Source organism: Blastomonas sp. UPD001 (assembly GCF_003426715.1).
Classification (GTDB): Bacteria; Pseudomonadota; Alphaproteobacteria; order Sphingomonadales; family Sphingomonadaceae; genus Blastomonas.
On record NZ_QKVT01000001.1, the window covers coordinates 2,715,000 to 2,720,577 of the forward strand.

The following is a 5,578-nucleotide window of genomic DNA, read 5'->3' on the forward strand; positions in this document are numbered from 1 at the left end:
CTGGTGGTGGGCGAAGGGCCCGCGCGCGGCTGGTTCGAATCGCGGCTGCCCGGCGCGGTGTTCGCAGGCTTCCAGGGCGGCAGCGATCTGGGCCGCGCGGTCGCCAGCATGGACCTGTTCTTCAACCCGTCGATCACCGAGACCTTCGGCAACGTGACGCTCGAGGCCATGGCCTGCGGCGTGCCGGTGGTCGCCGCGCGCGCGACGGGCAGCGAAAGCCTGGTCGAGCACAATGTCACCGGCCAGCTCGTCCGCCCCGGCGCGACGGTCGAATTTGCCGACGCGCTCCAGGCCTATTGCGGCCATCCCGAGCTGCGCAAAGCGCACGGCCAGGCGGGGCTCAAGCGCAGCGAGAAATACAGCTGGGACCGGATCAACCGGGGCCTTGCTGAAACCTATATCCGCCTGATCCGCCAGCGCCAGGCGGGCAGCGGCGGCGTGCCCTATCGCGCAATTCGCTAAAGCGGGCCGGCCCCCGCGCAAGGCGGAGGCCGGAAAACGCGATCACACCGTTTCGAGCGCCTGTTCGAAATCGGCGATCAGATCGTCGGGATCCTCGACGCCGATCGAGATGCGCACCAGATTGTCGGTGATGCCGAGCGCAGCCTTGCGCGCATCGGGCACCGAAAGGTGCGTCATCGCCGCGGGATGGCTGGCCAGCGTCTCGGTGCCACCCAGGCTCACCGCCAGCTTGGCAAGGCGCAAATTGTCGAGAAAGCGGAAGCTCTCCGCCTCGCCGCCCTTGATGAACAGCGAGAAAGTCGATCCCGCGCCCGAACAATGCCGGTCGAAAATGTCCTTCTGGCGCGCATCCTGGATCATGCCGAGATAGCCGAGCCCCTCGACCTTGGGGTGCTGCGCCAGGAACGCGCAGACCTTGGCGGCATTCTCGCCCGCGCGGGTCATGCGCAGCTCGACCGTCTCGAGCGAGCGCATCAGCATCCAGGCGGTATTGGGGTCGCAGATCGTGCCGATGGTGTTGCGCAGCGCGCGCACCGGGTCCATCCACTTCTTGGGGCCGGACAGTCCGCCCGCGACCAGATCGCTGTGCCCGCCGACATATTTGGTCAGGCTGTACACCACGATATCCGCGCCATGGTGCAGCGGCTGCTGCCACAGCGGGCCGAGGAAGGTGTTGTCGATCGCGATCGGCGTCGGCACGTCCTCATTGCCCAGCACCGCATCGCGCGCTTCGGCCACCGCCTCGATATCGACCAGCGCGTTGGTCGGGTTGGCGGGGCTTTCGAGATAGATCATCGCCACGCGGCCGCCCTGCCTGGCCGCCATGTCCTTCGCCTGTTCGAGCACCGCGTCGATCTCCGCGCGGGTCGCGCCGGCCGGGAAATCGAGATAGGTGATGCCGAAGCGCGACAGGATGCGCGCGATCATCGCCTCGGTCGCGGCATAGAGCGGGCCCGAATGCACGATCACGTCATTGTTGCTGCAATAGGCGAGCAGCAGCGTGGCGATCGCGGACATGCCGCTCGAGAAGACCAGCGCGTCCTCTGCATCGTCCCAGATGCTCAGCCGATCCTCGAGGATCTCCTGATTGGGGCCGTTGAAGCGCGAATAGACCAGGCCTTCGGCGCCGCCCGGGCGTCTGCCGGTCAGCCCTTCGAAATGGCGCTTGCCCGCCGCCGCATTCTCGAACGCGAAGGTGGAGGTGAGGAAGATCGGCGCTTTCAGCGAGCCTTCGGAGAGCACCGGGTCGAAGCCATGGCCCATCATCAGCGTCGCGGGCTTGAGCTTGCGCCCGCCGAGCATCTCGACCTGCGGCTTGGGCTTGCGAGATCGCCCCCGAGATCATGGACGAACGACTGCAGCGCCTGCAGGACCTGCTCAATGCCCAGCAGCACGCGTTCAACCTCGATACCGTCGGCAAGCGCATGAGCGTGCTGCTCGAACGCCCGGGCCGCAAGCCGGGCCAGCTGGTCGGCAAGTCGCCCTGGCTGCAATCGGTGCACGTGACACAGGTGGGGGCAAGGATCGGCGATCTGATCGAGGTCGAGATCGTCTCGGCCGGACCCAACAGCCTGGCGGGCGAGCCGCTGGCACTGGTGGCGGCCTGATGGCGCACAAGAAAGGCTCGGGCGGCGGACGCGGCGGCGATTCAACCAAGTTTCGCGGCAAGCGCGACCCGCAATCGACACAGCTGTCGCCGGTCTATGGCAGCGACTTTCCGTTCAACCGGCCCGAGCCCGCCAACAAGGCGCGGATCGGGGTCGAGTTCGACGAGCCGACGCTGCTCGGTCCGCTGTTCGGCCAGTTCGACAAGAACCTGGTGGCGATCGAGAACCGGCTCGGCGTCTATATCCAGGCGCGCGGCAACCGCATCCAGATCGAGGGCGAGGCCGAGTCTGCGGCGCGCGCGCGCGACGTGCTGGTCGGCCTGCACAAGCGCATCGAACAGGGGCTCGATATCGATGAAGGCGCGGTCGACGCGCTGATCACCATGTCCGCCGAGCCGACGCTCGAAGGCATCGTGCGCAGCGAGGTGGCCGAGCCGCCCGCGATCATGATCCGCACGCGCAAGAAGACCATCGTGCCGCGTTCGGCGACGCAGACCGAATATATGCGCTCGTTGGTGCGCGACGACGTGATCTTCGCGCTCGGGCCTGCGGGCACCGGCAAGACCTATCTCGCGGTGGCGCAGGCGGTGAGCCAGTTGATCACCGGCACCGTCAACCGGCTGATCCTGTCGCGCCCCGCGGTCGAGGCGGGCGAGCGGCTGGGTTTCCTGCCCGGCGACATGAAGGAAAAGGTCGATCCGTACCTTCGCCCGCTCTACGACGCACTCTACGACACGCTGCCGGCCGAACAGGTCGAGCGGCGCATCGCCAGCGGCGAGATCGAGATCGCACCGCTCGCCTTCATGCGAGGGCGCACATTGGCGGACAGCTTCATCATCCTCGACGAGGCGCAGAACACCACGCCCGCGCAGATGAAGATGTTCCTCACCCGCTTCGGCATGAACAGCCGGATGGTGATCTGCGGCGACCCCAAGCAGGTCGACCTGCCCGGCGGCGTCGGAGCCTCGGGCCTGGCCGATGCGGTCGGGCGGCTCGAGGGCGTGCAGGGTATCGGCACCGTGCGCTTCACCGCGGCGGACGTGGTGCGCCACCCGATCGTCGGACGGATCGTCGAGGCCTATGAGGGCAAAGATGCGTGATCGGCCATAGAGACGTTAACCTCTGACCCATCCCGTTTGTCCCGAGCGAAGTCGAGGGACGTCTGTACCAACGGTTGCGAATGCGTCCCTCGACTTCGCTCGGGACAAACGGATAAAGGGGAGTTCGTAAGCCCCATGATCGAAACCGAAACCTCCATCGACCCGATCTGGCCCGGCGATACCGACTGGGAGGCGCTTGCCGCGCGCGCCATTTCCGCAGCATTGGCGGTCAGCGCGCAGGGGGCGCTTGCCCAGGCCCGCTTCACCGTCTCGGTCAGCGTGCATTTCGGCACCGATGACGAGGTGCAGGCGCTCAACCGCGATTACCGGCACAAGGACAAGCCGACCAATGTGCTGAGCTTCCCGATGATCGATCGCGACGATTTCGCGGCCTTGGCGAACACCGACGATGGCGAGGTGCTGCTCGGCGACATCATGCTCGCCTATCAGACCTGCGCGCGCGAAGCCGAGGAAAAGGGTATTGCGCTGGCCGCCCACGCCACCCATCTGGCGCTGCACGGGATGCTGCACCTGCTGGGGCACGACCATGTCGAAGAGGCCGAGGCCGGGATCATGGAAGCGCTGGAGGTGAAAGCGCTTGCCAATCTGGGCATCGACAATCCATATTGATCGAGCGTAATCGCATGCTGCCTTCCCAGTACAACCAAGAGCGGGGTTAAGATTCAGCCAGTCATGGCAGACGGAGACAGTAATGGCGGGGGGAAATCCACCGCACAAGACGAAGGTTCGGGGCGAATTTGGCGGGGCTTGAAGGCCCTGCTGTTCGGAGAACAACACGACCAGTCGCTGCGCGCCCAGCTTGAAGAGGCGATCGACGAGCACGAGGAGGATGACGATGCCGATGGCGCATCGTCGCGTGGCGACCTGTCGCGCATCGAGCGCGAGATGCTGCGCAACCTGCTGCATTTCAGCGAGCATGATGTCGATGACGTCGCGGTGCCGCGCAGCGACATCATCGCGATCGACCGGCATGCGAGCTTCGACGCGCTGGTCCAGATCTTCGCCGAGCACGGGCACAGCCGCGTGCCGGTCTATGACGGCTCGCTCGATCACATCGTCGGCATGGTGCACATCAAGGACGTGTTCCCGATCATCGCGGCCGATGGTCCGCGCCCGGATAGCTGGGAAAATCTGATCCGCCAGCCGCGCTTCGTTCCCGAAACCATGGGCGTGCTCGATCTGCTCGCCGAGATGCGCCAGACGCGCACGCACCTGGCCATCGTCATCGACGAATATTCGGGCACCGAGGGGCTGGTGACGATCGAGGATCTGGTCGAGGAAATCGTCGGCGATATCGAGGACGAGCATGACGACGAGCCCGAAACGCTGGTGACCCCCGGCGAGAACGGCGCGTGGGAAGCCGATGCGCGCGCCGAGCTCGCCGATGTCGCCAAGCTGGTCGATTCCGCGCTGGGCGAGATCGACGAGGAGGTCGATACGCTGGGCGGGCTGGCCTTCGTGCTGGCGGGCGAGGTGCCTGCTCCCGGGCGCATGCTCGAGCATGACAGCGGCTGGCGGCTGGAGATCATCGATGGCGACGAACGCCGCGTGACGCGAATCCGCCTGCTGCCGCCGCCCGAACCGGTCGCGGCAGAGGTCTGATCGGGCCACCATCCCGCAAATACTGGCTTTTGCATCAAAGCGGGCCTAAGGCGGGCCGATCATGGACATTTCCGATCTCCGCATTGCGCTGTTCAGCGGCAACTACAATTACGTGCGCGACGGCGCGAACCAGGCGCTCAACCGGCTGGTCGGCTGGCTGCTCGACAACGGCGCGCAGGTCCGCGTCTATTCGCCGACCACGAAAACCCCCGCGTTCGAGCCGGCGGGCGACCTGATCAGCCTGCCCTCGCTGCCGATCCCCGGCCGCGCCGAATATCGCGTGACCACCATCTTGCCGCCGCGGATCAAGAAGGACCTGAACCGGTTCGCGCCCAATATCGTGCACGTTTCCAGCCCCGACAGCGCCGGGCACAGCGCGGTGCGCTGGGCGCAGCGGCACGCTATCCCGGTGCTGGGATCGGTGCATACAAGGTTCGAGACCTATCCGCGCTATTACAACATGGCGTTTCTCGAGCCCGTGCTCGAGGCGATCCTGCGCCGCCTCTACCGCAAGTGCGACGCGATCGTCGCGCCGTCCGATTCGATGGCGCAGGTGCTGCGCGAACAGCGGATGAGCTATGATGTCGGCATCTGGTCGCGCGGCGTCGACAAGACGATCTTCAACCCGCAGATGCGCGACATGGACTGGCGGCGCTCGCTGGGTCTCGCCGACGACGTGCCGGTGATCGGCTTTCTCGGCCGGCTGGTGATGGAAAAGGGGCTCGACGTCTTTTCCGATTCGATCGACCGGCTGGTGCGGCGCCAGGTGCCGCATCAGGTGCTGGT

6 protein-coding genes and 1 pseudogene are annotated in these 5,578 nt (G+C 66.0%); 6 read left to right on the forward strand and 1 reads right to left on the reverse strand.

What is annotated here, in order from left to right:
• Positions 1 to 462: glycosyltransferase (locus DM995_RS13800; RefSeq protein ID WP_116969794.1), on the forward strand; the 462-nt coding region annotated here is incomplete at its 5' end.
• Positions 463 to 504: 42 nt separating this feature from the next.
• On the opposite strand, the gene DM995_RS13805 is transcribed toward DM995_RS13800, so the two are convergent.
• The gene (locus DM995_RS13805) at positions 505 to 1,764 is read right to left on the reverse strand and encodes a cystathionine gamma-synthase family protein (RefSeq protein WP_116969795.1); all 1,260 of its coding nucleotides are present in this window, start codon (positions 1,762 to 1,764) and stop codon (positions 505 to 507) included.
• 23 nt (positions 1,765 to 1,787) lie between these two features.
• On the opposite strand from DM995_RS13805, the pseudogene DM995_RS13810 reads away from it, so the two are divergent.
• From DM995_RS13810 to DM995_RS13830, 5 genes and pseudogenes are all read left to right on the forward strand, one after another.
• Positions 1,788 to 2,069: pseudogene (locus DM995_RS13810) on the forward strand (TRAM domain-containing protein); the annotation flags it as partial.
• Positions 2,069 to 3,169 (forward strand): PhoH family protein, encoded by a 1,101-nt coding sequence (locus DM995_RS13815; protein WP_232824394.1) that lies wholly within the window; start codon positions 2,069 to 2,071, stop codon positions 3,167 to 3,169. The pseudogene DM995_RS13810 and the gene DM995_RS13815, both read left to right, overlap by 1 nt.
• A gap of 135 nt (positions 3,170 to 3,304) precedes the next feature.
• Positions 3,305 to 3,799 (forward strand): rRNA maturation RNase YbeY, encoded by a 495-nt coding sequence (gene ybeY, locus DM995_RS13820; protein ID WP_023838083.1) that lies wholly within the window; start codon positions 3,305 to 3,307, stop codon positions 3,797 to 3,799.
• A 63-nt stretch (positions 3,800 to 3,862) separates the two neighbouring features.
• Positions 3,863 to 4,792: a hemolysin family protein gene (locus DM995_RS13825; protein ID WP_116969797.1), complete on the forward strand. Its 930-nt coding sequence runs from the start codon at positions 3,863 to 3,865 to the stop codon at positions 4,790 to 4,792.
• 61 nt (positions 4,793 to 4,853) lie between these two features.
• Positions 4,854 to 5,578, forward strand: a 725-nt coding sequence (locus DM995_RS13830; RefSeq protein WP_157973298.1) for a glycosyltransferase, incomplete at its 3' end; no start/stop codon positions are given.